21 protein-coding genes are annotated in these 25,949 nt (G+C 70.9%); 15 read left to right on the top strand and 6 right to left on the bottom strand.

The annotated features are described in order from the left end of the window. Positions 1-34 precede the first annotated feature (34 nt). From A6048_RS14925 to A6048_RS14905, 5 genes are all read left to right on the top strand, one after another. On the top strand, positions 35-1,072 hold the full coding sequence (locus A6048_RS14925; protein WP_235027537.1) for an L-histidine N(alpha)-methyltransferase: 1,038 nt from the start codon (positions 35-37) through the stop codon (positions 1,070-1,072). 158 nt (positions 1,073-1,230) lie between these two features. Beyond that, positions 1,231-2,511 (top strand): HNH endonuclease signature motif containing protein, encoded by a 1,281-nt coding sequence (locus A6048_RS14920; protein WP_107745502.1) that lies wholly within the window; start codon positions 1,231-1,233, stop codon positions 2,509-2,511. A gap of 184 nt (positions 2,512-2,695) precedes the next feature. After that, positions 2,696-4,996 (top strand): phosphate acetyltransferase, encoded by a 2,301-nt coding sequence (gene pta, locus A6048_RS14915; RefSeq protein WP_412523686.1) that lies wholly within the window; start codon positions 2,696-2,698, stop codon positions 4,994-4,996. Then, entirely contained in the window at positions 4,993-6,204 is a 1,212-nt protein-coding gene (locus A6048_RS14910) for an acetate/propionate family kinase (protein WP_107745506.1), read from the top strand. The genes pta and A6048_RS14910 overlap by 4 nt, the downstream gene beginning before the upstream one ends. A gap of 84 nt (positions 6,205-6,288) precedes the next feature. Continuing rightward, positions 6,289-7,848 carry a thrombospondin type 3 repeat-containing protein gene (locus A6048_RS14905; RefSeq protein ID WP_107745508.1) on the top strand — a complete coding sequence of 520 codons (1,560 nt, stop codon included), beginning with the start codon at positions 6,289-6,291 and terminating at the stop codon, positions 7,846-7,848. Between the two features lie 20 nt (positions 7,849-7,868). Here A6048_RS14905 and A6048_RS14900 read toward each other — a convergent pair whose 3' ends face one another. From A6048_RS14900 to A6048_RS14890, 3 genes are read right to left on the bottom strand one after another with little or no spacing between them, the layout of a single operon-like run. Continuing rightward, positions 7,869-10,412 carry a serine/threonine protein kinase gene (locus tag A6048_RS14900; protein ID WP_107745510.1) on the bottom strand — a complete coding sequence of 848 codons (2,544 nt, stop codon included), beginning with the start codon at positions 10,410-10,412 and terminating at the stop codon, positions 7,869-7,871. After that, positions 10,409-11,497 carry a glutamate ABC transporter substrate-binding protein gene (locus A6048_RS14895; RefSeq protein WP_235027535.1) on the bottom strand — a complete coding sequence of 363 codons (1,089 nt, stop codon included), beginning with the start codon at positions 11,495-11,497 and terminating at the stop codon, positions 10,409-10,411. The genes A6048_RS14900 and A6048_RS14895 overlap by 4 nt, the downstream gene beginning before the upstream one ends. Beyond that, positions 11,494-12,990, bottom strand: a complete 1,497-nt coding sequence (locus A6048_RS14890) for a hypothetical protein (protein ID WP_107745514.1) — start codon at positions 12,988-12,990, stop codon at positions 11,494-11,496. Before A6048_RS14890 ends, A6048_RS14895 begins: the two co-directional genes overlap by 4 nt. Before the next feature lie 172 nt (positions 12,991-13,162). On the opposite strand from A6048_RS14890, the gene A6048_RS14885 reads away from it, so the two are divergent. Together A6048_RS14885 and A6048_RS14880 are read left to right on the top strand one after the other, a co-directional pair. Then, entirely contained in the window at positions 13,163-14,260 is a 1,098-nt protein-coding gene (locus A6048_RS14885) for an NUDIX domain-containing protein (RefSeq protein ID WP_107745516.1), read from the top strand. Between the two features lie 65 nt (positions 14,261-14,325). Further along, positions 14,326-16,143, top strand: a complete 1,818-nt coding sequence (locus A6048_RS14880) for an alkaline phosphatase D family protein (protein ID WP_107745518.1) — start codon at positions 14,326-14,328, stop codon at positions 16,141-16,143. Between the two features lie 29 nt (positions 16,144-16,172). Here A6048_RS14880 and thiE read toward each other — a convergent pair whose 3' ends face one another. Next, positions 16,173-16,919, bottom strand: a complete 747-nt coding sequence (thiE, locus tag A6048_RS14875) for a thiamine phosphate synthase (RefSeq protein WP_107745521.1) — start codon at positions 16,917-16,919, stop codon at positions 16,173-16,175. Between the two features lie 40 nt (positions 16,920-16,959). Between thiE and A6048_RS14870 the strand changes: the two genes are divergently transcribed. The 3 genes from A6048_RS14870 (at position 16,960) to thiG (ending at position 19,397) form a co-directional block, all read left to right on the top strand. Further along, complete coding sequence (locus A6048_RS14870) at positions 16,960-18,249, top strand: FAD-dependent oxidoreductase (RefSeq protein ID WP_107745523.1); 1,290 nt, start codon at positions 16,960-16,962, stop codon at positions 18,247-18,249. 112 nt (positions 18,250-18,361) lie between these two features. Further along, positions 18,362-18,562 carry a sulfur carrier protein ThiS gene (thiS, locus tag A6048_RS14865; protein WP_107745525.1) on the top strand — a complete coding sequence of 67 codons (201 nt, stop codon included), beginning with the start codon at positions 18,362-18,364 and terminating at the stop codon, positions 18,560-18,562. Positions 18,563-18,626: 64 nt separating this feature from the next. Next, complete coding sequence (gene thiG, locus A6048_RS14860) at positions 18,627-19,397, top strand: thiazole synthase (protein WP_107746593.1); 771 nt, start codon at positions 18,627-18,629, stop codon at positions 19,395-19,397. 58 nt (positions 19,398-19,455) lie between these two features. Here the strand turns inward: thiG and A6048_RS14855 are convergent, their stop codons facing one another. After that, positions 19,456-20,106 (bottom strand): DUF1707 SHOCT-like domain-containing protein, encoded by a 651-nt coding sequence (locus A6048_RS14855; protein ID WP_107745527.1) that lies wholly within the window; start codon positions 20,104-20,106, stop codon positions 19,456-19,458. 86 nt (positions 20,107-20,192) lie between these two features. Here A6048_RS14855 and A6048_RS14850 point away from each other — a divergent pair, with 86 nt between their 5' ends. Together A6048_RS14850 and A6048_RS14845 are read left to right on the top strand one after the other, a co-directional pair. Further along, the gene (locus A6048_RS14850; RefSeq protein ID WP_107746594.1) at positions 20,193-21,107 is read left to right on the top strand and encodes an ATP-binding cassette domain-containing protein; all 915 of its coding nucleotides are present in this window, start codon (positions 20,193-20,195) and stop codon (positions 21,105-21,107) included. Next, complete coding sequence (locus tag A6048_RS14845) at positions 21,104-21,868, top strand: ABC transporter permease (RefSeq protein WP_107745529.1); 765 nt, start codon at positions 21,104-21,106, stop codon at positions 21,866-21,868. Before A6048_RS14850 ends, A6048_RS14845 begins: the two co-directional genes overlap by 4 nt. Positions 21,869-22,029: 161 nt before the next feature. Here the strand turns inward: A6048_RS14845 and thiC are convergent, their stop codons facing one another. After that, on the bottom strand, positions 22,030-23,733 hold the full coding sequence (gene thiC / locus A6048_RS14840; RefSeq protein ID WP_107746595.1) for a phosphomethylpyrimidine synthase ThiC: 1,704 nt from the start codon (positions 23,731-23,733) through the stop codon (positions 22,030-22,032). Positions 23,734-23,919: 186 nt separating this feature from the next. Between thiC and A6048_RS14835 the strand changes: the two genes are divergently transcribed. The 3 genes from A6048_RS14835 (at position 23,920) to A6048_RS14825 (ending at position 25,949) form a co-directional block, all read left to right on the top strand. Further along, positions 23,920-24,216, top strand: coding sequence for a GNAT family N-acetyltransferase (locus A6048_RS14835; protein WP_107745531.1), 297 nt, complete (start codon positions 23,920-23,922; stop codon positions 24,214-24,216). Between the two features lie 5 nt (positions 24,217-24,221). Beyond that, positions 24,222-25,421, top strand: a complete 1,200-nt coding sequence (locus A6048_RS14830) for a winged helix DNA-binding domain-containing protein (protein ID WP_146166321.1) — start codon at positions 24,222-24,224, stop codon at positions 25,419-25,421. A 90-nt stretch (positions 25,422-25,511) separates the two neighbouring features. Beyond that, positions 25,512-25,949 carry a CD225/dispanin family protein gene (locus tag A6048_RS14825; protein ID WP_107746597.1) on the top strand — a complete coding sequence of 146 codons (438 nt, stop codon included), beginning with the start codon at positions 25,512-25,514 and terminating at the stop codon, positions 25,947-25,949.

Raw genomic sequence — 25,949 nt, 5'->3', positions numbered from 1 at the left:
GGCAGCGACGACGACCACAACCACGACAACGACGATGACGACAACGCCGCCGGACACCGACCCCGACACCGCCGCGTTGGAGTCGGACCTGCGCGAGGGGTTCTTCTCCGACCCGCCGACCGTGCCGCCGCGCTGGTTCTACGACGAGAAGGGCAGCCTGCTCTTCGACCAGATCACCAGGGTGGCCGAGTACTACCCGACCCGGGCGGAGGCCGAGATCCTGCGGGCCCGCGCCGTCGACATCGTGGGCGCCTCGTCGACGGTGGTCGAGCTCGGGGCGGGGACCTGCGAGAAGACGCGGGTGCTGCTCGACGTGCTGGCGGCCGGGCGCGCGGCGGGGACACAGGGAACGCCGGAGGCGCCGGGAGCGGAGGCGCCGGGCGAGACGGGGCAGGGTGAGGCGGGGCCGGGCGAGGCGCGGTTCGTGCCCGTGGACATCAGTACCGAGATGCTCTTCGAGTCCGCCCGCGCGCTCGCTCAGGAGTATCCGGGCGTGCGGATCGACCCGGTCATCGGCGACCTCACCGCTCTGGACGGTCCACTACCGGGTGAGCCGGGCGGGCGGCTGGTGCTGTTCCTCGGTGGCACCGTCGGCAATTTCAGCGAGTCGCAGCGCGCCGGGTTCTTCTCCATGCTGCGCGGAATCATGGACCCGGGGGACCGGCTGGTGCTGGGATTCGACCTGGTCAAGAGTCCTGAGCGGCTGGTGGCCGCATACGACGACGCCGCCGGCGTGACCACCGAGTTCGACCTCAACATGCTCGACGTGATCGCCCGGACCGTCGAGTGTGCGGGACTCGACCGCCGCGACTTCCGGCACGAGGCCGTATGGAACGCCGGGGAGAGCCGGGTCGAGATGTGGTTGCGCGCGGTGCGCGACGTGCGGATCGACTTCCCGACCCTGGGGCGCGTGCGGACCCTTGCCGCAGGTGAGGGGATCCGTACCGAGATCGCCCGGAAGTTTGAGCCCCACGCCCTCGTCGACGAGCTCGCGGGGCACGGCTTCGGCGGACAGGCGGTCTGGACCGATGCGGCCGGAGATTTCGGGCTGGCCCTCGTCGTCGTCGACTAGGCGTGTCGCCCCGCCCGTCTCCCGCGGGCTCCCGCAGTATCCCCTGGGTTCTGACCCGGCGGCTTCTCGTCGGCACCGACCGTCTCCCGCGGATTCTGAACCGGCTGTCCCGCGTCGACGCCCGTTCGGTGTCGTACATGTGTTCTATAATTCGAGCCATGGAACAGGGAGTGTGGGACGCGTCGGAGCAGGGGTCGGAGACGGCCCCACTGGCTGACGTTCTCGCGTTTCTCGAGGCCTCCGTGGAGACACTGTGCGAGGTCGACTGGTCGGACCATGACGCGGACGAGCTGGTCGACGCCGTGGGGCGTGCCGAGATCGTGGCCCGCCGGCTGGAGGCCGCCGGATCGCGCGCCACGGCCGAACTGGCTGGCTTGCACCGGCAGAAGGGTCGTTCCGCCGGGGGAGTCGCCACGATGCTGGCGGAGAAGTTGGGCCTGGCCAGAGGCGTGGTGCACGGGCGGATCGAGGCGGGCGGAAGGCGGGCCACCCCTGCCGGGCGGGCGGCGGCGGTCGGGGAGATCACCGCCGAGCACGAGCGGATCATCGCCAAGGCGGTCTCCGGGCTGCCCGGGACGATAGGCGGGACGGCCAAGGCCCGATTCGCAGAGGCGCTCACGGAGTTCGCGCGCGCGGTCGCCCCGGCGGAGTTGCGGGCGGAAGCCGCCCGTCGGGTGGCCGCACTGTGTCCCGACCGTGGGCAGGGCCGTGAGGAGCACCAGGAGCGGCAGCGTTCGGCCCGACTCGGCGCGGTTCGGCCCGACGGCACGAGCACCCTGACCATGACGCTGACGCCACGCGCCCGGGCGCTGGTCGAGCGCGCGCTGTGCGACTTCGGCGGACCCGGCGGTGCCGTGCCGTGTGAACCCGGGTCGGACGAGCGCGCCCCGGAGCAGCGGGCGCACGACGCGCTCGTGCACCAATGGGCCCTCGGTTCGACCGTCGACCCCGCCCGGCCCAAGGGAATCGCCTCCATCGTGGTGCGCGTGACGCCGGAGCAACTCGAGGAGCCCGACGCTCTCGTGGAGACCGACTCAGGCACGCAGCTCAGCGTCCGCCAGGCCGTCTCGATGGCCGGGTCGATGCCGTGGTTCGTCTCGATGCTGCGCGGCGGCCGCGAAGAACTGCACCGGATAGACGTCGACGCCCACCCCGAGCGGCGCCTGGCCTCCGCCATCCAGCGCCTGGTCCTCTACGCCGCGCACGGCGGGTGCACCTTCCCGGGATGCACCGCACCGGCCAGGAGGAGCCAGTTCCACCACGTTGAGGAATGGTCCCGAGGCGGACCCACGACAGTCGGAAACGGCGCGTTGGGGTGTCCCGTGCACCACGCCTTCGTCGGCGACGGGCCGTCGGCGTGGAAGACCGTCGCGAATCCGGACTCGCCGGGTCGCTGTACATGGTTGCCACCCGGAGTCGACAGGCTCTCCGATGTCTGACCCGAGACCTCCCATGAGCTCGGCAGCGCCGGTGCGTGCCGGTTCGCGTCAGGCGGGTGATGGGTCCCCACGGGGTGTACGAGGTGTGCCGGACGGTTCGCGCTGTCACAATGCCCACGTGCCCGATTCCCCCGTTTCCGAGACTCTCCCGCCCGAGTCCGCCGCACCCACGATTCCGTCCCCTGTGACCGGCGTGCCCCTCTCGTCGTCCGCGGTCTACGTCGCGGCTCCCGAGGGCGACACCGGGAAGTCGACCGTCGCACTCGGCCTCCTACGCATCCTCGCCGGAACCGTGCAGAGAGTGGGAGTGTTCCGCCCGGTCACCGTCGCGCCACGCCTCGTCGACACCGGCTCCGGCACCGATACCGGCTCTGGCGCCGGCAGCGACACGGGCTCCGGCCCAGGCTCAGGCTCCGACACCGACTCGGGCTCCGCCACCGAGCCCGCTCGTGACCGCATCGTGGAGATGCTGCTCCAGCACACCACCGTCGACCTCGACTACGAGGACTGCATCGGCGTGACCAACGACCGGGTGCACGAGGACCGCGACTCCGCGCTGGCGGAGATCGTGGACAGGTATCACGTGGTGGCCGGGCAGTGCGACGTGGTGGTGATCCTCGGGACCGACTACACGGGCGTGCCCAGCCCCACCGAGTTCGACTTCAACGCCACCCTCGCCGTCAACCTCGGGGCACCAGTCCTCCTGGTGATCCGTGGCGCCGACCGCACGCCCGGGGAGATCGGCACCAACGCCCGGCTGACGCTGGAAGAGCTGCGTGTGGAGCACGCGCACCCGGTGGGGATCGTGGTCAACCGGTGCGACCCCGAAGCGCTCGAGGCCATCCAGTCCGAGCTCGCGCCCCTGGACCTGCCCGCCTGGACGCTGCCCAGCCAGGCTCTTCTCACCGCGCCGACGATGGGCGAGTTGGTGGAGGCCGTGGACGGCACCCTCTACTCCGGAGACCCTGCCCTACTGGACCGGGAGGTCATGGCCCTGATGGTGGGCGGGATGACCGGCGAACGGATCCTGGAGAGGCTGGTGGACGGCATGGTCGTCATCGTCCCGGCGGACCGGACCGACGCCGTGCTCGCGGTGCTCACCGCGCACGCCGCGGAGGGCTTCCCCTCGTTGGCCGGGATGATCTGGAACGGCGGCCTGATGCCCAACGCGGCGATGGACCGGCTGGTCCACGGGATGCGGTCGACGTTGCCGATCGTCTGCACCTCCCACGGCACCTACGACACCGCCCGGCTGGCCGCGGATACCCGAGGACGGGTCTACTCCGGCACCGGACGGAAGGTCGAGACGGCCCTGAGCCTGATGGAGAAGCACGTCGACACCGAGGAGCTGCTCGCCCGCCTGCGCGTGGACACACCCGACGTGATGACGCCGCAGATGTTCGAGCACCAACTCCTCGAGCGCGCCCGCACCGACAAGCGGCACGTCGTGTTGCCCGAGGGCGACGACGACCGCATCCTGCACGCCGCCGGCCGACTGCTGCGCCGTGATGTGGCCGACCTGACGATCCTCGGCGATCCCGAAGCCGTGCGCCGCCGCGCGGACGAACTGGGCATAGACCTGTCCGCGGCGCAGATCCTCGACCCCCGAACCAGTGAGCACGCCGAACGGTTCGCCAGGGAATACGCCGAGCTGCGCGAGCACAAGGGCATGACCCTCGACGTGGCCCGCGACCGGATGCTCGACATCTCCTACTTCGCCACGATGATGGTGCACACCGGCCTCGCCGACGGCATGGTGTCCGGTGCCGCGCACACCACCGCGCACACCATCCGGCCGGCGCTGGAGATCATCCGGACGAGGCCGGGTGTGAAGACCGTGTCCAGCGTGTTCCTCATGTGCCTGTCCGACCACGTCCTGGCCTTCGGCGACTGCGCGGTCGTGCCCACCCCGACCGCCGAACAGCTCGCGGACATCGCGCTGTCCTCCGCCGAGACCGCCTCCCGGTTCGGCGTGGACCCGCGGGTCGCGTTGCTCTCGTACTCCACCGGCGACTCCGGCACCGGGGCGGATGTCGACAAGGTGCGTGAGGCCACCGAGATCGTGTGCTCGCGAATCGCCGAGGCCGCCGAGGGGGACCCGATGGCGGACCTCGTCGTCGACGGGCCCCTGCAGTTCGACGCCGCCGTCGACCCCACCGTGGCCCGCAAGAAGATGCCGAACTCACCGCTCGCCGGCCGCGCCACTGTGCTGGTGTTCCCCGACCTCAACACCGGCAACAACACCTACAAGGCAGTGCAGCGCACCGCCGGCGCCGTCGCGATCGGGCCGGTCCTGCAGGGACTGCGCAAGCCCATCAACGATCTCTCGCGCGGCGCCCTGGTCGAGGACATCGTCAACACGGTCGCTATCACCGCCGTTCAGGCGCAGGGCTCAGTTGTTCAAGCGCAGGGTTCAGCGGTTCAGGCGCAGGGCTCAATCGTTCAAGCGCAGGGAACCACCGACGACCGGGAAGGCGACTCGTGACCCGCGTCCTCGTCATCAACTCCGGCTCCTCCTCGCTCAAGCTGCAGATCCTCGACACCGCAGTCGAGACCGAGCTCGCGTGGGCGCTGGTCGAGCGCATCGGTGAGCCCGTCGGCACCCTCACCGTGCGCCGCAGCGACCTGCCTGGTTCGCCGGGCGAGGAGCGCACCGCGGAGGCCGCGTTCCCCGACCACACCGCAGCGCTCGGCCGGGTCCTCGAACTGGCGGGCGAGCTCGACGCCCACCCCACCGACCTGGGGGTCGAGGCGATCGGCCACCGGGTGGTCCACGGCGGGCCGGCCTTCCATGAACCGGTCGAGGTCACGCCCGAGGTCGAGGCGGGAATCGAGAAGCTCGAACTGTTGGCCCCGCTACACAACCCCGCCAACCTGCGTGGGATCCGCGTGGCCCGCGAGCTTCTACCCGGCCTCCCGCACGTGGCGGTGTTCGACACCGGGTTCTTCCACACCCTGCCCGCCGCCGCTCACACCTACGCGATCGACCGCGCGGTGGCGAGCGAATGGGACCTGCGTCGGTACGGTTTCCACGGCACCAGCCACGAGTTCGTCTCGCGCCGCACCGCCGAGGTCCTGGGCCGTCCGTACGACGAGCTCAACCAGATCGTGCTGCACCTCGGCAACGGGGCGTCGGCCTCGGCGATCTCGGCCGGCCGGGCCGTTGACACCTCCATGGGACTGACCCCGCTCGAGGGTCTGGTCATGGGCACCCGCCCCGGCGACCTCGACCCCGGACTGATCATCCACCTCATCCGTGACCGCGGTATGTCGCCCGAGGACGTGTCTACCCTGCTCAACCGCAAGTCGGGGCTGGAGGGGCTGGCCGGCGCCCGTGACTTCCGGGAGCTTCTCGCACGGGTCGACGACGGCGACGACGACGCCGTGCTCGCCTACGACGTGGTGATCCATCGCCTCCGCCGCTACATCGGCGGCTACTGGGCGATCCTCGGCGAGGTCGGGGCCATCACGTTCACCGCCGGAGTGGGCGAGAACGTCGCCCGACTGCGAGCCGACGCGCTGTCCACCCTCGGCAGCTGGGGGGTGGAGCTCGACCCGGAAGCCAACGAGAACGGCTCCGGGGAACGCGTCATCTCCACCCCGGACAGCCGCGTCACGGTACTGGTGGTGCCGACGGACGAGGAACTAGCGATCGCCCGGGCGTGCGATGAGGTTCTGGGGCTGGGGGAGTAGCCGGACGGCCTTTACTTAAGAACACACTTACACTTACAGTTGGGGCCTCCCCCGGGTCCAGCTCGGGCCTGACGAAGTTGGTCGATGCCGAACCCCACACGATCTCCAGGTGACACCGAGCCCGTCCGCGGTACGCGGCCCGGCCGGTCGCGAGGTCGTCGGAAGACGAGTCTGATCCCGGTCGCGCTCGCGACAGCGGTCACGCTGATACTCGGCGGGGCATCCGTCGCCCGGGCCGTCACTGCCACGCCGCTGGACGCCCACGCCGACCTGGAGTTCTCTCTCGACGGCGCCACCTGGTCGGATGCTCCGGACGTCGTCCTGGGATCGTGGGGCTGTGACCTGGCCGGCGGGACCGCTCTCTCCGACCCCGAGGGCGTGATCAGCGGTACCCCCGAGGTGGATCCGTGCTCGATGTCGCCGGGCGAGTCGATCGACAGGACCTACTACGTTCGCAACGCCACCGACACGGGTCGGACCGGCCGGTACGCGGTGGGGGTCGGCGAGTACCTCGTCTCGAGCGAAGCTGAATTCGACGTGAGCAGCACCATCACCGGATCGGTCGGCACCGACTCCCGGACCGTGACCCTGTACGGCGCCGACACTCCTCAGGCCACCGACAGTCCGGCCCGCGGGAGTACGGTGGCCGCGCTCGACCTCTCGCCCGGGCAGGCCGCGAGGGTCGTCGACGAGGTGTCCGTTCCCCTCGACGTGGAGAACTACGCCCAGCGCCAGAGCGTGAGCCCCATGATCTGGGTGTCCTTCTCCGACATCGGGGTCGTGGACACCGACGGGGACGGCCTGCCCGACCTCGTCGAGAACCAAATCGGCACCGACCCCACTGACCCTCTCAACCGACTGCCCGGCGGCACCGTCGGCCAGCGCTTCGGGCCCGAGCCGTTCCTGCCGCTCACGCCCGAGGGGACAGAGCTCGCCGTGGATCTCGCGACCCTGCCGCCGGGCCTGCGGCTCGAGGACGGGGTCCTGGTGGGCACACCCACCGGAGCCGGGACCTATGACGTCGAGTTCACCGTCACCATGCCCGGCGGTGCCCCGTACACCTCCGTACGACGGGTGGTGATCGACTCCCGGTCGGGAGGCGGCTCATCGGATCTTCCCGACCTCATCTGGCCGGTCGTGATCGTCGGGGTGATCGGGATCATCCTCGGGCCGGGGCTCGGATCCCTGGGAGACTCGATCGGCGGATCGCTCGGTGGGTTGTTCGGCGGGTCCTCGAGCTGGTCCTGGAGCGGTCCCTTCGGCGGTTCCTCCGGCAGTGCGGCAGGGGACCTGCTCGGTGGCCTGTTCGGCCCGGGAGGCTCGACCGGATCCGGTTCGGTCCCGGCCGCCCCCGCCACCTCGACCCCCGCCACCTCGACGCCCGCCACCACGCCGCGTCCCCCGTCGCAATCCGCCAGCCCTGATGGCATAGAGGGCACCGGTCAGGTCGCCGTGAACTCTGTGACACCGCGCGAGGGTGCGCCGTCGTCGGAGTGGGCACGCGCCAACTCGCAGGTCCGCGGATCCCTGGCGGAGACGGGTGTAGGAGCGACTGACCTGCTGTTGTGGGCGCTCACCGCCGCCGCGGCCGGTGTGACACTGATCCTGCTGGCCTCACGACGGCGCGGCGACCCCGAGGGGTGAGCGTCCGCCACCCGCAGGCGTCAGAACAACGTTCGCGGCCGGATGCTGTTGGCCTGGTCCACCAGCCGGAAACGCTGCTGACGGGTCTCCGTGGATCGGGCGAGGGTCCGTAACACGGTCTCGGCTCCCGACCTGAGCCCGAACTCGGTGAACGGCACCCCGCGCATTAACGGTGAGGGCGAGGGCTCGTTGCCGGGCAGCTGGATCCACGCGAGCGCGGTGGTCAGCACGGTCAGGCGGATCTGGAACGCCCGGTGCTCACCTGCGGACAGGTTGGTGACTCGCCGTGCGGCCTCGCGCAGGTGGGATTCCTCGGTCTCCTTCAGCGGCCGCCCGTGGCACAGCAGGAGGATCGCGGTGAGGTTGGCCAGCGCCGAGTAGCGCGAATTGGGCGGCACCCGGTCCAGTTCCTCGATCGCGGCTGTCACCTCACCGCGTCGCTGCAACTGGCGCGCCAGGCCGAACGCGGAGCTGACCACCGACCGGTCCACCGACCACACGGTGCGGTAGAAGTGCTCGCTGGAGCGCGCCCATCGGGTCCGGTCGCCCTCCGGGCACACGTCGAGGATGAGTTCGGCGGTCGCGGCCAGCGCCAACTTGGGGCCGTTCTCGCCCGGCATCGCCGACAACACCTGCTGGAACATGGGGTATGCGCCCACGGGGTCGCCCTTGAGCAGCGCGATCACCCCGACGTACCAGACCAGTCGCCACTCCGAGCGCAGTCGGTGGGCGTTCTCCTCCAGCAGCGCCTCGGCAGCTGCGAGGTCGCCGCTCTCCAGGTACGCGCGGGCCAGCGACATGATCACGCCCACGCTCTCGTGGGCCTCGGACTCGGAGTCGGAGTACAACTCGCGGAGAGTGTCGATCCGCTGTTCGACCGAGGTGTAGGAGGTGGCGGCCAGGATGCGCCCGGCGGGATCGGAGGACTCCATCAGCGGCACGGGTAGGGCGTCGACGAGTTCGGCGCCGGTCAGGGTGGTGTCGCGTGCGTGGCCGTCGACGAGAAAGTCGGTCGGCTCCACCGTGAACAGCGTGCCGAAGGTGGACCGTTGGGGCGAGAACACCGAGGAGAACGCGGGGTGCGGGATCCCGGTGCGCAGCGCCAGGACCTCGCGCAGCACGCCCATGAGCTGCCCGGCCATCCCGTTGGCGCTGCGGAACCGCATGCTCGGGTCCTCGTTGGTGGAGCGGAGCAGGAATCGGTAGAGCGAGTCGTACCGGCTGAACACCGGTTCCTCGACGGGGGAGGGGATCCCGTCGGCGTACCGGCCGTCGACGACCGGCAGTCGGACGATGAGCGACGCCAGGGTGCGCCCCACCGTGTACAGGTCGGAGGCGATGGTGGGGCCGGTCTTCGGTATCTCCGGCGCCTGGAAACCCGGTGTGCCGTAGATGTGCCCGTAGTCGCCCACGCCCGAGACGGCGCCCATGTCGATGAGCTTGACGTGGTCCTCGGTGAGCATGATGTTCTCGGGCTTGAGGTCGTTGTAGACCAGTCCCACCGAGTGCAGGTAGGACAGCGCTGTGAGGGCCTCGAGGACGTACGCGATCGCCTTCTCCACGGGCAGGACCCGGCCGGGCGCCGAGCGCCGCACGTCCCGCAGGCTGGGCCCGCCGACGTACTCCATGACGATGTACCCGCCGTGCGTGGGTGAGGTGGCCCAGTCGTCGTGGATGAAGTTGTAGATACGCACGATCGACGGGTGGGAGAGCTCGGCCAGGATCTCCCGCTCGGCCACCGCCACCTCCTGCGCCTCCGCCTGGTCGGCGTGGAGCAGTCCCTTGAGCACCACCCACCGGTCGGACACGTTGTGGTCCACGGCCAGGTAGATCCAGCCCATCCCGCCGTGGGCGAGGGCGCCGCGGACCTCGTACTGGTCGGCCACGATGTCGTCCGGTCGTAGCTCGGGCCGTGGCAGACGACCGTCGGAGGCCTCGCACTCCGCCTCGATCTCCTCCGGTGAGAGCATGGCCGAGTTGGGGTCCACCGGAATGATGTAGGGCAGGTCCACCAGGCCCTCGGAGGCAGGGCTCGGCCGGTCCTCGGGCTTGCTGGGCTGACGCAGCCGGAACGGTGCCGAGGTGCTGCGGTCACCGCTGGTGACCTCGCCGGTCCGGGCCGAGGGCCGCACCCCGGGGACGGACCGGGTGCTCGACTCGGGGTCGTCGTCCCCTCTGTCCACGGGCCCGGTGATGGCCACAGCCTCGACGGCGCCCGTGTCCGAGCTGCCGGACGCACCAGAGATGCCGGACGCACCAGAGCTGCCGGACGCGCCGCTGGTGCCGGCTGCGCCAGAGTTGCCCGCGACCTCCGTCGCGGACCCCGCGGTGTCGTCGAGGAACCCCGTCATGGAGACGGCCCCCGTGGCCGGGATCGCCCCCGTGGCCGCGACCGCCGAGGTGGCCTCCATCGACCCGGTCTCTTCGGTCGGCCCGGTCTCCTCCGTCGCTCCCGTCACCTCGAGCGCGCCGGTGACCGGTACCGCCTCCGTCCGGAAGGTGGCCTGCGTCCCGGCGGTCGGCTCGTCGACTGCGGGCCCGTCGTCCCACTTCCGGTAGCTCATCGCGGCTCCTCCGGCACGTATGTCGGTACCGGCATCCCGGGGCTCGGGCCGAGCCCGGAGAGCCACGTGGAGTACATGCGGTTCCACGTGCCGTCTGTCCTGATCCGCTCGAGGGTCGAGTTGACCTGCCGGACCAGCCCGTCGGTGTTGTCGTCTGGGGTCGACTTGGCGATTCCCACCCCGTACGGCTCCGCGTTGAGCTGCGGGCCGACGATCTCCAGGTACGGGTCCTGCGCGGTGATACCCACCAGGATGGCGTCGTCGGTGGTGATGGCGTCCACCTGGTTCTGTTGGATGGCCACCAGGCAGTCGGCCCACGTGTTGACCGACAGCACCGTGAGCCGGTCCAGCTCCGCCCACAGGCGTGAGGCCGAGGTGGTGCCGGCAGCGACGCACACCCGCCGGCCCTCGAGATGTTCGATCTCGGTGATCCCGGAGCCCCGGACGGCCAACACCCGCTGGTAGGCCTGGAAGTACGGTGCCGAGAAGGTGATCCGCTCGCGACGCGCGCACGTGATGGACATCGACCGGATCACCACGTCGACCTCGTTGTTCTCCAACGCCTCGATCCGGTTGACCGAGGTGAGTGACCGGAACTCGACCTGGCTGGGATCGCCGAAGATGTCCTGGGCGATCTCGCGGGCCAGATCCACGTCGAAGCCGGTGAGCTGGCCGGTGCCCGGGTCGCGGAAGGAGAACAGGTTGGAGCCCTGGTCCAGCCCCACGATCAACCGCCCCCGCTGCCTGATGCGGGGGACGCGCTCCTCGGGTGAGGCGTCGTCCGGGCGCAGGCTCGGTAGCGGGTCGCACGACTCGTCGGGGGTCACCTGGGGGAGGCCGGACGGGCCCTCCGTGCCGACCACCGCGCCCGCCGGCAGCGGCATCACCGCGGACACCTCCGGGATGCCCACGTGATCGGATTCCGTGGCCGCCGCGATCGCGTCCCGGTCCGGCCCGCCGTCGCCACCGCGCGCCTCGTCGTCGACCCCACACGCGCCACCGATCGCCAGGGCGGCGACCACCACACCCCCGGTCACCACGCGGGCGGCCCGCCGCCCTGCTCCCCAAAGAATCCGCGGGCTCACAGGTACTCCCTGATCCGGGGCGCGATCCCCACGACCACGGCGAACGCGGCCAGGGCGGACAGCGCGATGATCAGGTCCGGCCCGTTGGAGGACGTGCGCCGTGCACTGTCGATGCGCGTGCGCAGCGTGTCGCGGGCCTCCTCGATGGCGTCCTGCATGGACTCGTCGAACTCGTCGAACGCGGCACCGGAATCGCCCTCGTCCTGCCCCGAGGAGATGGTGATGGCCCCCTGGTAGTCGCCCTGCTGATACAGCGAATCGGCGCGGTTCTGGGCCGCCATCCAGTCGTCCAGGGCCTCGATCGCGTTGGTGACGGCTCCGTCGCCGTCCAGGCTGATGCGGCTGCGGGACTGCTCGTCCGGGTCGAGGTAGACGGTCAACGAGTCGCGGACGTCGCCGAGGGTGGCCGCCCGCTCGGCCGCCGACCCCTCGGGATCGGTGCGGCGCACCAGGTTGAGTGTCTCCTGCGCGCGTACCTTCTGGGCGTTGATCCGTTGCCGGGTGAGTTCGTTCATCGGCGCCGCACCCTCGGACAGGCCGCGCGCGTTGTTGTTGGCGGCCAGGAACCCGGCGATCATGGTGAGCAGGAAGGTCGCCACCATGAGTAGCGAGGCCAGTGCCAACGCGGGGTTGACCCGCCGTCCGGTGATCTTCCACAACCACTGCTGCAGCAGCACCAGCACCGCGATCGCCATCCCCAGCAGGATGAAGGAACCCCACGGCGGCGAGGACCACTCGCGGTCGGACTCGCCCACCGAGGTGGACTGGCGGTCGTAGAGGTCTGCCGCCGCGGGCAGGATCGTGTCCTGCATGAGGGTCGACGCCGACGCGAGATACGCCGAACCGACCGGGTTGTTCAGCCGGTTGTTGGTCCGCGCCGTCTCCACCAGGCCGGTGTAGGTGGTCAACTGGGCGTTGATGTCCGCCAGCTGGTTGACCGACTCCTCGTCCGAGCGGTCGAGGCCCTGGGAGGCGGCGATGATCGACGCCGACGAGGTGGCGATGGCCTGCAGGTAGCGCTCCCTCAGCTCGGCGGGTTCGATACCGCCGGTGATGAAGGCGGTGTTGGCCGCCGAGTCGGCGATGGTCAGGGAGCTGTACAGCGTCTGCGAGGCGTTGGCGACGGGCTCGACCTCGGCCAGCAGTGTCTCGTGGTGGCTCTGACGCATGGTGATGGTCTGCGAGGCCACGGTCCCGCCGAGCAGCACCGTGACGATCGCCAGGACCGCGAACACCGACATCCGCCCCGGCGTGGTGAGGACGTCGTTCCAGAAACGTGCGGCCCGGCGGCGGACCGGTCGCCGGGGGCTGATGGTGATGTCCTCGGTCGCGGAGCCGCCGGACATCCCCGAACCCCGGCCCGAACCCGAACCCGAGCCGGTGCCGGAACCGTTGCCCGGGCCGGAGCGCGAGCCGGAGCGTGAACCCGGGCCGGAACCGGAACGTGAACCCGGGTCGGCGTCGCGGCTCTTCGTGAGAGTCGGGAGGCCCATCTCGTGTCTCACCTCCCGATTCTCGGCCGCCGGTGCTGAGGATCCGGTGGGCGTGTGTCCCAGGTTAGTGAAGTGGCGGGGCGACGTCGGGCAGACTGGTCGAGGAGTACGCAGTTCCGCCCTATCCGGGGCGGATCCGGTCCGGTGTGGCGTCCGGTGGAGTGGAGGACCAGTGGCCACGAACGAGGGTGACGGAAACGGTTGGGTGGTGTCTGCCGGCGGTGATCGGCGGTGGGGCCGCTTCGGGGCCGCGGGGCTGCTCCTGCGCGCGGCGGATCCGACCGACCCCGACACCCCGCTGGTCCTGCTGCAGCACCGCGCGGTGTGGACTGCCTCCGGCGACACCTGGGCGCTGCCCGGTGGCGCCCGCGACTCCTTCGAGGACGCGCCGCAGGCGGCCCTCCGGGAGACCCAGGAGGAGGCCGAGATCCAACCCGCCGATGTGGTGGTCCGGGCCGTGCGCGTGACCTCGAGGATGCCGGGCACCGTGTGGCACCGGCCCGGCCTGGACATGCGGCACGTGGCCGAGATGATGCGTCGCCTGCGTCCCGACCAGAAACACTCGGACGATCCCGGGGCCCGCGGCCGGACGATCCCCCCGCTGGTGCAGGAGTCGCCCGACGCGGTGGAGTGGACCTACACGACCGTAGTGGCCGACGCCCCGCGGGCGCTGGAGACAGTGCCCAACAACGAGAGTCTGGAACTGCGCTGGGTGCCCGAGTCCAGGGTCGCCGAGCTGCCGCTGATGCCCGCGTTCGCGCAGGCCTGGGCGGACGGGCTCCGCTCGCGACCGGTGGAACTCGTGGTGGACGTGGCCAATGTCCTGGGCTCCCGGCCGGACGGGTGGTGGCGCGACCGGCCCGGCGCCACCACCAAGTTGCTCGACGAGCTGAGCGCGGCCATGCCACGGACGGTCGAGTTGCCTGACGGCTTCGGCTGGGTGGCCCGCGCGCACGCCGTGATCGAGGGTGCGGCGCGCCGGGCCGAGCACTCCGGTCCGTTCGTCGTCCACCGCGCGCCCGGTTCGGGCGATGACGCGATCGTCGAGCTGGCTGCCGGACTGGCCGCGGGCGACGCGGGCGACCCCGCCGGTCTGGCCGCGGGCGACCCCGGCAGTGTGGCCGCGAACGACCCCGCCGGGCCCGTCCCGTCCGACCCATCCGTATCCGGCGGGTCCCGCCGGGTGGTGGTGGTGACAGCCGACCGGGGACTGCGGGCCAGGCTGCCGGAGGACGTCGTCGTCGTCGGGCCCCGGACCCTTCTGGGGTAGATCGGACGACCGTTCTCCGGACCCGTCGCCCACGGCACCCGCCGGACCGCGTGCACACTGGTGCAATGAGTCAGCCCCCCACGGCGCCCGAGATCCTGGTCGGCCCCATGCTGCGGTACGTCGACAGCACCGACGCGACGGTGTGGGTCGAGGTGTCCGCACCCTGCCGGGTGACGATCCGCGCCGGCAGCAGCGAGGTCTCCGAACAGTCGTGGGGTGTCCACGGGCACCACTTCGCGGTGCTGCACCTGCGCGAGCTCGAGCCGGGCGAGGCGACGCCGTACGAGGTGACGCTCGACGACGTGCCCGCCTGGCCCCTGGAGCCGGATCGCCCCAGCGTCATCCGCACCCCGCGGGCGGGCGACACGGTGCGCCTGTCCTTCGGGTCCTGCCGCCGCGGCGAGAGCCAGACTCCGGTGGCGCTGCGCAGGATCGGCGCGGACGCCCTGGTGGCCCTCGCGCACCAGATGGCCCACACCTCGCACGCCGACTGGCCCGACGCCATGTTGCTGCTGGGCGACCAGGTGTACGCCGACATCCCCAGTCGCCAGATCACCGAGCGCCTGGCCGCGCGCCGTCGGGCCGGAGAGGGTCCGCGGTCGGTGTGCGACTCGGCGGGGGCCGGCGGGGACCGCGACGTCTCGGGCGAGATCTGCGACTTCGAGGAGTACTCCTGGCTGTACCACGAGTCGTGGCGCGACCCGGACGTGCGCTGGCTGCTGTCCACCGTCCCCAGCTGCATGATCCTCGACGACCACGACCTGCGGGACGACTGGAACTCCTCGTTCGCCTGGCGCCGCGAGATGACCGCCCAGCCCTGGTGGCCCGACCGGGTGAGGGGGGCGTTCGCCAGCTACTTCGTCTACCAGCACCTGGGCAACCTCGCGCCGCAGGAGCTGGAGAACAACGAGGTGTACCTGGCGTTGCGGGCGGCCGATTCCGATGCCGAACGTGAACGGATCCTGGCCGACTTCGCCCTGTCCGCCGACGCCGACCGAGGCACCGCGCAGTGGAGCTTCAAACGCGACTTCGGGCGGGTGCGGGTGGTGATGCTCGACGTGCGGGCCTCCCGACATCTGGACCCCCGGGACCGGCGCGTGATGGATCCCGAGGAGTGGGAGTGGACGCGGGATGCCTGTCTGGGCGCCGAGGTGGACCACCTGGTGATCGCCTCGTCCCTGCCCGCGTTCATGCTGCCGGCGTTGCATCACCTCGAGGGGTGGAACGAGGCCGTGAGCCGCGACCGCCCGGACAAGCCGCTCAGCGCGCGGGTCGGCGAGCGGATCCGACTGGCCGTGGACCTCGAGCACTGGGCGGCCTTCCGGAACAGCTTCGACGACCTGATCGGGCTGCTCACCGAGGTGGCCGCCGGTGACCACGGGCGCGCGCCCGCCTCGATCCTCATGCTGGGCGGCGACGTCCACTGCTCGTACCTGGAGGAGGTCGAGCTCACCGCACCGCGGGTTTCCGACTCGACGACCCGGGTGCACCAACTGGTCATGTCGCCGTTCCGCAATCCGCTACAGAAGTCGATCCGTATGGTCAACCGGATCTCGGTGCGGCAACCCGTGCCCGCGTTGACCCGTCGGCTCTCCCGTGCGGTGGGCGTGCGGGAGCCGCAGGTGAGGTGGGCGGTCACCGACGGGATCTGGTTCCACAACGGGGTCATGACCCTGGTGATGCGCGGCCGTCGCGCCACCGTCAAGGTCGAGCACGCCCACGTCGAGTGGCCCGCAGGTGGTCTGGGGCGGGTGCTCACGTTGCTGCCCGGCCTGGCGCCGGAGTCCTGGGGCCGGAGAGGACGACGAGGAGGTGGCGACGACCTCGACGCCAAGCCTCGTCAGGTGTTGCGCCGGACCCTGACCAAGGAGCTCACCGACTGATCACCGGGTTCTCCCGCCACTCCGGCCGTTCAGACCAGTTCCGCGCGGAGTTCGCGGGCGGCGGCCGTGGGGTCGACCGCGCCGGTGATCGCGCGGACCACCACCACCCGCCCCGCGCCCGCGGCCAGCACCTCGGGGAGGTTGTCCCGGTCGATCCCGCCGATGGCGAACCAGGGCTTCCCGGCGGGGTCGTGGAGCGTCGCGCTCTGCTCGCCGCCCAGGTCTGCGGCATGGCGCACCAGGTCCAGACCCGGCGCGTGGCGACCGGGTTTGGTGGGCGTGGGCCACACCGGTCCGGTGCAGAAGTAGTCGACGCGTGGGTCAGCCGCCGCAGTGTCGACCTCCCCGGCCGCGTGGCAGGAGCGGCCGATCACCACGTCGTCACCCACGATGCGGCGCGCCCAGTCCAGCGGCAGGTCGTCCTGGCCCAGGTGCAGCACGTCGGCGCCGGAGGCGGCGGCCACGTCGGCCCGGTCGTTGACGGCCAGCAGCGCGCCGTGCTCGTCGCACACCTGCCGCATCACCGCGAGCGCACGCAGTTCGTGGGCGGCCTCGAGCGGTCCGAGTTCGCGCTCGCCGGAGGAGTTCTTGTCGCGTAGCTGAACGATGTCCACCCCGCCGGCCAGCGCCGCGTCCACGTCCCTGCGCAGCGCGGGGAACTCGCCGGACCATCCCTCGGTCCGGGCCTGATCGTCGAGATGCCGGCGCGCGTCGATGCAGAGGTAGAGGCGGGCGTCGGCGAGGCGGGAGCGGAGGCGGTCGGCGCGAGCGGTCATGCCTGTCACCGTAGGCGATGCCCCCGTTAGGCTGGCCGCCATGACCGAGCACGCCGCCACCGACGACGGTTCCCGCCCCGCCGCTGACGGTGCCGGTGTCGCTGCCGGTGCTGCTGCCGTCGCGGCCCAGGGGGCCGCCGACGCCGGTATCGCGCGTATCGGCGCCCGTCGCGTGGCGGTCGTCGGCGGGTCGGTGATCGGTCTGGCCTGCGCGTGGTCCATCGCGAGGACCCACCTGGCTCGGGAGGTCGTGGTCTACGAGCCCGACGACTCCGGGCCCGACGGCGTGCCCGCCTCGGCCGCGGCGTGGGTGGCCGGCGGCATGCTCGCCCCGTTCAGCGAGGCATGGCCGGGGGAGGAGGCGGTGTTCGCGCTCGGTGTGGATTCGCTCCGCCGCTGGCCGGAGTTCCTGCGCGCCCTCGAGCCGTACGTCCCGCCCGGCCCGCCCGTCCGCACCGCCACCCACACCCACATGCTGGCCGTCGACGAGGCCGACGCACGCGACCTCGACATGGCCATAAACTGGGCCGCCCGCCAACCCGACCCCACCCGAGACGCCGTCGGCCCCGGCTCCGGCTCCCACCCGGGTGCCACTACCGCCATCACCGGGGCCGACCTGCGCCGGGTCACCCGGCGCGAACTCCGCGAGGCCGAGCCGTCACTGGCCCGCGTCGCCCGGGCCGTCTACCGCATGGATTCCGAGGGGGCCGTCGACAACCGCGTCCTGCTGGCCGCCCTGACCCGCGCCTGCCGCGCGGAGGGGGTGACGTGGGAGCGCAACGCGGTGACCTCGCTCGACGACGTCGACGCGGACCGCGTCGTCCTGGCCGCGGGCGCCGGGTCCGCCGAACTGGCAGGGCTGCCCGTGCGCCCGGTCAAAGGTGAAGTGCTCCGGCTGCGCGCCCGGCCCGGTTGCGAGGACCCACCCCGCGGGGTGGTGCGGGCGTTCGTGCGCGGCCGGCCTGTCTACCTGGTCCCGCGCGAGGGTGGCCTGGTCGTGGGTGCGACCCAGTACGAACACGGCGACGACCGGCAGGTGACCGTCGCGGGGGTGCGCGATCTGCTCGCCGACGCCGAGACGATTTTCCCCGGGGTGGGCGAGTACGAGCTGACCGAGGCCATCGCCGGGCTGCGACCGATGTCCCCCGACAACCTGCCCTTCCTCGGTGTCGACGCCACGGACCCGCGCCTCATCCACGCCACCGGGCACGGCCGCAACGGCATCGCACTGACACCGGTCACGGTGGCCGCGGTCTGGGCAGAATTGCATTCCGTGCCCGTCCCGGCGGCGGCGCGCGCGGCCGCACCGGACCGCTTCAGCCGCGGGTGAGAGCCCCGGCCGCGCCGGGCATCACGCGCGGGTGAGAGCTCCGACGCCGGCGACTACGGTGGAGCCATACGTCACGACCTCAGGACGTCACGACAGTGAAGCAGGAGGCCCCATGATCGTCACCGTGAACGGCGAGGACCGCACGCTCGCCGACGGCGCGACCGTCCGCGCACTCGTCACCGAGCTCGACCTGCCCGAGGAGGGCGTGGCCGTGGCGGTCGACGGCGTGGTGGTGCCCAGTTCGGGCTGGGACGAGGCCGCACTGGGCGCAGGCGCGGAGGTGGACGTCCTCACGGCGGTCCAGGGTGGCTGAGTCCGGCCGCGTCTGCGACGCGGGAAGCCCCGTCATCGGGTCGCCCACGACCTCACCTGCCGTGGTGCTGGACTCCCCACTGGTCATCGCCGGCGAGGAGCTGGGTTCCCGCCTCATCATGGGCACCGGCGGGGCCGGCAACCAGGAGGTGCTGCGCGAGGCACTGGTCGCCTCCGGGACCGCCCTGACCACCGTGTCCATACGGAAGGTCGACCTACGACTGGGGTCGGACGGGCTCGGGTTGCTCGGGCTGCTGCGCGAACTCGGCATCCGTCCGCTGCCCAACACCGCGGGCTGTCGCGGGGCCGCCGAGGCGGTCAAGACCGCGCGACTCGCCCGCGAGGCGCTGGGCACCAACTGGGTCAAGCTCGAGGTGATCGCCGACGAGCGCACCCTCCTGCCCGATGCCCTGGAACTCGTGGAGGCCGCGGAGGACCTGGTCGACGACGGGTTCGTGGTCCTGCCCTACACCACCGACGATCCGGTGCTGGCCCGCCGTCTCGAGGACGTGGGCTGCGCGGCCGTCATGCCCCTGGGCGCCCCCATCGGAACCGGGCTGGGCATCTGCAACCCGCACAACCTGGAGATGATCGTCGAGCGCGCCGGGGTCCCGGTGATCTGCGACGCCGGGATCGGCACCGCCTCGGACGCCGCCCTGGCGATGGAACTCGGCTGCGACGGAGTCCTGCTGGCCACCGCGGTGACCCGCGCCGAGAACCCGCCGCTCATGGCGGCCGCGATGCGCGAGGCCGTCCGCGCAGGTCACGCCGCTCGACTGGCCGGGCGGATCCCCAAACGGTTCTGGGCACAGGCGTCCAGCCCGCCGGTGGACTGACCCGGTACGGCTCCGGTGGACTGAGCCCGTACGGCTCCGGTGGACTGACCCGGTGCGCCTACTTCGCGCGGGGGACCCGGCGCACCTCCACGCCGCCCATCAGCGCGAGCCCGGTGACCCGCACGACCGGTGCGCCCGGGGGAGCCTGGCGGACCGGCCGGGGGTCGGGCTTCCACCTCCCCGCCTCCTCGCTGAATCCGCCCATCAGGCCGAGGCCCTCCACCACGACGTGGATGTCGTCCGGCACATAGATCTCGATCCCGCCCATGATCGCGAAGGCGCGGATCGTGGTCTCGTGGGCCTGCAGAGCAGCCTCGCGGAGGTCGAGCTCGACGCCGCCCATCATCGCGAACGCGGTGTGGTCGGCCGGCAGTGTCCACACGCCCTTGCGCTCGCACCCGCCCATGAACGCCAGGGACGTCGACGGCCCGCTCCCGCCGGTGACCCGGCGCGCGGGTGCCGCATCGTGGTGTGTCGCGGGACTGACCTCGAACTCGCGGCGGGCGGGTGACAGGTCACGGGTGAGCTCGGCCAGGTCGGACTGGAAGAGAGCTCCGTACGCTTTGGTGGTCCGTTCATCGAACTCGGCCAGGGTCAGTCGGCCCTCCGAGAACGCCCCCTGGAGGAACCTCGCCGTCGCCTCACGTTCGTGGTCAGAGGCGCGGATCGATGGTAGGTCGGGACCGGGATCAGGGCGGGCGTCATCCATGGCACGAGGGTAAGCCCTGTCACAGCTGTACGGGAGCTGAGTGGGAGGAGCCCGCTTCTCGCGCCCCGGCAGGCACACTGGTGATCATGATCGAGGTACGCAATCTCACCAAACGCTTCGGCGCCGCTACGGCGGTCGAGGACCTCAGCTTTGTGGTCCGGCCGGGCGTCGTCACCGGCTTCCTCGGCCCCAACGGGGCCGGAAAATCCACCACCATGCGCATGATCGTCGGCCTGGACACCCCCACCTCCGGTGAGGCGCTGATCAACGGCCGGCCGTACCGGGAACTCGAGCGCCCGACCCACACCGTCGGGTGCCTGCTGGACGCGTCCTGGACCCACGCCAACCGGTCCGCGGGTTCACACCTGAAGATGATCGCCGCCGCGGGCGGGTTGCCCGCCACCCGCGTCGACGAGGTCTTGTCGCTGGTCGGCCTGACCGACGTGGCCGGCCGCAAGGTCGGCGGTTACTCGCTGGGCATGCGCCAGCGGCTCGGTCTGGCCACCGCAATGCTCGGAGACCCCGAGGTGCTGCTGTTCGACGAGCCGGTCAACGGTCTGGACCCCGAGGGAATCCTCTGGATCCGCCGCTTCATGCACGCTCGCGCGGCCGAGGGCCGGACGGTGCTGGTCTCCAGCCACCTGCTGTCGGAGATGGCACAGACTGCGCAGGATCTCGTCGTCATCGGTCGAGGGGTGCTCCGCGCCCAGACCTCCGTCGAGGAGTTCCTCTCCGCCGCCACGTCCTCCGTCGTCTTCCGGACGCCGCACGTCGACGAGTTCACCGCCGCCGCTCGGGAAGAGGGCATCACCGCCACCTTCGACCCCGAGGCCGGTGTGTTCCTGGTGGAGGATCTGCCGGCCCCGAAGGTCGGGGAGCTCGCCGCGAGCCTGGGGATCACCGTCCACGAACTGCACGAGAAGCGGGCGTCGCTCGAGGAGGCCTTCATGGCGCTCACCGACCAGGACGTCGAGTACCACGGTCAGGAGACCACCCGATGAACCTGCTGAAATCCGAGTGGATCAAGGTCACCACGACCAAGAGCGCGTACTGGCTGTACGGCCTCGGGATCGCCCTCGCCATCGGCCTGGCCGTGATCATCGGCCAGTTCGAGCAGACCTCATCCGGGGACCCGATGGTCGGCGCACCCGGCGGCGGCAGCGACCCGCTGTTCGCGATCCTGGGCGTCGGCGCGTTCACCGTGATCCTCGCCTGGATCGCGGCGATCGTCGCCGTGACAGGCGAGTTCCGCTACCACACGAACAAGGCCACCTTCCTGGCCTCGCCGTCGCGGTGGCCGGCGGTGCTCGCCAAGACGCTGCTGTTCACCGTGATGTCCATGGTCGTGACCGCCGTCGCGGTGGTCATCTCCCTGCTGGTGGCCGGTGCGCTGTCCGGGCAGGACTCATGGACCCCGTTCTCGGGCGATGGCCTGACGTACCTGCTGCGGTTCCCCGTCTACGCGGGGTTGGGCACCATCGCGGTGATGGGCCTGGCGTACATCATGCGCAACGCCGCCGGCACCATCTCGCTGTTCCTGGTGTGGACACTCGCCCTGGAGGGCATGGTCTCCCTGATCCCCCGGGTGGGGCAGGACATCGCCGCCTGGATGCCGTTCGCCAACGGCGACTACTGGACCCAGGGCGAGTCCGTGCGCGGGTTCATCACGTGGGGCGAGTGGCCGGCCTTCGCCTGGTTCGCCACGGTCTGCGTTGCGCTGTGGGCCGTGGGCCTGGTGATCACGCTGCGCCGCGACGCCTGAGGCAGCATGTCTCGGCCCGGTGACCTCGCCGGCCGCGACGCCTGAGGAAGTAGGTCTCACCGGCCCGGGAGTGCACGCACTCCCGGGTCGGCTCACGTTGCGGCGGCAGCGCCTGAGCGTCCTGGTCCTCAGCGTCTCAGTTCCGACGCCGAATCAGCGGGTCACTGCTGACTGATCGGAAGATAGACACGTCCACCCTGCTCGGCGAACTCCGCCGACTTCTCGGCCATCCCCGCCTCGATCGCCTCGACCGTCTCCATCCCGTGCTCGGCGGCGTAGTCCCGGATGTCCTGCGAGATCCGCATCGAGCAGAACTTGGGCCCGCACATCGAGCAGAAGTGGGCGGTCTTGGCGGGCTCGGCGGGCAGTGTCGCGTCGTGATAGGCGAGCGCTGTGTCCGGGTCGAGGGCCAGTGCGAACTGGTCCCGCCAGCGGAACTCGAACCGTGCGGTGCTCAGCGCGTCGTCCCTGGCCTGGGCGCCCGGGTGGCCCTTGGCCAGGTCCGCCGAATGGGCGGCGATCTTGTAGGTGATCACGCCGGTCTTGACGTCGTCGCGATCCGGTAGGCCCAGGTGTTCCTTGGGGGTGACGTAGCAGAGCATCGCGGTGCCCGCCTCGGCGATCCGGGCGGCCCCGATGGCGGACGTGATGTGGTCGTAGCCGGGCGCGATGTCCGTGGCGAGGGGACCGAGAGTGTAGAACGGGGCCTCCTCGCACCAGAGTTCCTCGAGCCGGACGTTCTCGACGATCATGTGCATCGGAACGTGTCCCGGGCCTTCGATCATCACCTGGACGCCATGGCTCTTGGCGATCCTGGTGAGCTCCCCCAGTGTGCGGAGCTCGGCGAACTGCGCCTCGTCGTTGGCATCCGCGATCGATCCCGGCCGGAGTCCGTCGCCGAGGGAGAACGTCACGTCGTAGCGGGCCAGGATCTCGCACAGTTCGGCGAAGTGGGTGTAGAGGAAGGACTCGCGGTGGTGCGCCAGACACCATGCGGCCATGATCGAGCCACCCCGCGAGACGATCCCGGTGACGCGCTTCGCGGCGAGAGGCACGTACCGCAGGAGCACCCCCGCGTGGACCGTCATATAGTCCACGCCCTGTTCACACTGCTCGATGACGGTGTCCCGGTAGAGCTCCCAGGTCAGCGCGGTGGGATCGCCGCCCACCTTCTCGAGTGCCTGGTAGATCGGCACCGTGCCCACGGGGACGGGGGAGTTCCGCAGGATCCACTCGCGGGTCTCGTGGATGTCGCGGCCGGTGGACAGGTCCATGATGGTGTCCGCGCCCCACCGGGAGGCCCACACCATTTTCTCGACCTCTTCCGCGATCGAGCTGGTGACCGCGGAGTTGCCGATGTTGGCGTTGATCTTGGTCAGGAAGCGCTTGCCGATGATCATCGGTTCGCTCTCCGGATGGCGGTGATTGGCCGGGATCACCGCACGGCCGGCGGCCACCTCGGATCGCACCACCGCCACGTCGATCCCCTCGCGCGCGGCGATGAAGCGCATCTCCGGGGTGATGTGGCCCGCGCGGGCCCAGGCCAGCTGGGTGCGCACCCGGGTGGGGTCGTCCGCCGAGGCGGGGACGGCGTCCGGGCGGGCCCAACCGTCGCGGGTGGGCGGCAGACCGGAGGCGAGGTCATGGCACTCGTCCGCGGCCGAGTATTCGGTGTACGGGCCGGAGGTGTCGTAGACGTCGAACGTCGTGTCGTCGGTCAGCGAGATCCGACGGACGGGCACGCGCAGAGTGCAGTCCTCGGCCTGGATCTCGAGGTAGGACTTGGTGCTGGATTGGATGGGTCCGCAGGTCACGGCCCCGATCGGGGCGGTGTCGGTGCCGTTGGCGGACGCGTGTGTACCCATGGTGTTCTCTGATCTCCCTACGCCGGCATGACCCGGACAGGTTCTACGGTCGACGACCCGGCTGGTCGTCCTCTCAGCCCGCGCTCCGATGCGGACTCCCGTGTGGATGACTATGGAATTGTGCCGGCCGAGCGTACCCCGGCGCGTAGCATCGCAGGTGGAACACACCCTGCCCGAAGGAGTCCCATGTCCGGAGAGAAGTCACTGGTGTTGGTCCACAACACCGATAGAGACCGGTTCGAACTGTGGGACGGCGAGACCTTCATGGGCCTGGTGGGGTACGAGAAGGACGGCGAGGTCTACATCCTGCTCCACACCGTCATCGAGGAGCATTTCGGCCAGCAGGGCATCGCCCGACTGCTGGTGAGTATGGTCCTCACCCGGATGCGGCTCGACGGTCGCAAGATCCGCCCGGTGTGTAGCTACGTCCGTCGCTTCCTCATCCGCTTCCCCGAGTACCAACTGCTCGTCGCTCCCCGCTGACGTCGGTGAGGGAGGCGTCCGGCCCCACTCCCATAACCCGCCGCGATCTCGCCCGGTTCCGCCTGGCCTCCCAGCGGCTCGTGGGTGAACGCTGCACCTCGCCCGCCGAGGCGGTGCGGTGGATGGCGTGCGTGCAGGGACAGGACCTGCCCGGCGCCCTGGAGTCGGTCGCGCTGCGCTCACTCGGTCCGGCCGGCACTCCCGCCACGATCACCGATGTCCGCGCCGCCCTCGCCGATGGCTCCGTGGTCCGCTCGTGGCCCATGCGGGGCACCCTCCACCTCGTGCCCGGCGAGGACCTCGGGTGGATGGTTCGGTTGGCCGCAGGTCGGTCGCGCTCTGCACAGGTCGCGCGGCTCGCCGCGCTCGGGGTCGACGACGACGAGATCGACCGCGCCCACCGGGTACTCATGGAGGAGGTCGCCGGGACCCGTGTCCGCAGTCGTAAACAGCTGCAGGAGCGCTGGCGGGCCGAGGGGCTGGATGTGTCGGGGGGACGTGGCTATCACCTGCTGTATCTGTTCGTCGTCGACGGGCTCGTCAGCCAGGTGGACTGCACGGGGTCCGGCGGCACGGGGTCCGGCGGCACCGATTCAGGCGGCACGGGGTCCGGCTGCACCGATTCAGGCGGCACCGGGTCCGGCGGTGTGGTGCACGGCTTCGCCCACCACGAGCGGTGGCTGGCAGCGCACGGGATCACCCCACGCACACCCACCCGGGATCAGGCCGTCGCGGAGTGGCTGGAGAGGTTCCTGCGGTCGCACGGACCCGCGCGTGCCGAGGACTTCCGGCGGTGGACCACCCTCCCGCTGAGGGACATCCGCCCAGCTCTGGAGGCCGTGTCAGAGCGTCTCGAGGCGGTGTCGTTCGACGGAGCCACCTACTGGATGGACCCGGGCGCGGCCGACCGGCTGGCCACTGCGGGTCGTTCCGCCGACGCCGTGCTCCTGCTTCCGGGCTTCGACGAGTACCTCCTCGGCTACGGCGACCGGTCCCATGCGGTGGCGCCCGATCATGCTCAGCTGATCGTTCCCGGCAACAACGGAGTGTTCCGGCGGACCGTGGTGCACAGGGCCCACGTGATCGCCACGTGGAAGACAGTGGGCTCGGGCGCTCGGCGACGCATCGAGGCCGCGCCGTTCGCTCCGCTGACCAAGGCGCAGTCGACGGGGATCGACCGGGCGTACCGCAGACATCCGACCTGACGGTGGCGCGCCCGGCACCGTCAGGATGGGGGCCATCCGTTCGGTAGGAGGGTGTATCGGCCGACCTCACTCCGGGGATACGATTCGGTCATGACGAACCCGAGCTACCCCGGTTCCCCCTCCGACTCCCCGTTCGGGGCGGGCCAGTCCCACGGACAGGAGTCCGGCTACTGGCAGGACTCGTCCTACGGCCAGAGCGCACCCTCGTACGGCCAGAACCCCGGCTACGGGGGTCAGGGCACAGGGGCGTTCACCGGCTCCCCCGGAGCCACTCGACCCGGCCCGCCGTCGAACATCGGGTGGGCGGTGGCCTCCCTACTGTTCTTCTGGCCGCTGTCGTTCGTCGCGATGACCCGCGCCGCGGACGTCTACCCGCTGTGGGCGGCCGGGCACCACGCCGAGGCCGAGGCCGCAAGCGCCTCCGCAAAGAAGCTGGGTCTCATCTCGCTCGCCGTCTTCGGGGGGCTCGTCGTGCTCTACTTCGTCTTCATCATCGCCATGGTGGGACTGACCGCATCCGGATTCTGA

Origin of the sequence: Dietzia psychralcaliphila (genome assembly GCF_003096095.1) — a bacterium.
Taxonomy (GTDB): domain Bacteria; phylum Actinomycetota; class Actinomycetes; order Mycobacteriales; family Mycobacteriaceae; genus Dietzia; species Dietzia psychralcaliphila.
Note: the sequence above shows the minus strand (reverse complement) of the source record. Positions and strands in the feature narration are given on the sequence as shown.